At 47.0% G+C, this 634-nt stretch carries 1 protein-coding gene; it reads right to left on the bottom strand.

What is annotated here, in order from left to right:
• Window positions 1-378: 378 nt before the first annotated feature.
• Window positions 379-634: hypothetical protein (locus DW917_RS17485; RefSeq protein WP_158570261.1), on the bottom strand; the 256-nt coding region annotated here is incomplete at its 5' end.

The raw sequence follows: 634 nt of genomic DNA, 5'->3' as shown, positions 1-634 counted from the left end.
TCTTGTATGCTCGGCATGAGCTTATTCTAATGGGTGCAAGTCCCTAACGAGCCCTAATAGCGGGAATCGTATAGCCAATAGCAAGGGTGTCCACCGCGAGGTGGAATCTGAAAGAAGCTGGCGGCAAACATCTGACCTAACGTACAGAAACTTCATACAAGGCATATGACCATGGATGAGATTGCAAGACAAATCAAAGTCCCATAGCTATTCGGAATGGTTGGTGTAAATGAAGTGGGTATAAGATGGAAAGAATAAGCCCTTATCCGAGGAGGTCTCACGGACGCATGGGTGAAGATGAATCATTCGATGTACCATGACGGAGTAAAGCTTGCCGTGAGAAGTCAGCAGAGGTCATAGTACCCAAGGCACGTGTGCTTATAGGGAAGGACTGAATCGTGCAGTGCAATAGTAATTGAATGTTACCTTATGAGACTCCTCGTCAGATGTCCGAAAGGAACTCTCTATCCAAGACGATAGGACGGAATCCGACAATAGGATAGAAGTGACGCTACTCATAGGGATAACTGAAATCAACTTGCCACACATCGCAAGATGAGAAAGCACGAAACCGCCGTATGCGGAACCGCATGTACGGTGGTGTGGGAGGTCGGTAAATGTGAAAATAGGAGGC

It is taken from the genome of Prevotella sp. AM42-24 (assembly GCF_003461825.1).
GTDB lineage: Bacteria > Bacteroidota > Bacteroidia > Bacteroidales > Bacteroidaceae > Prevotella > Prevotella hominis.
Note: the sequence above shows the minus strand (reverse complement) of the source record. Positions and strands in the feature narration are given on the sequence as shown.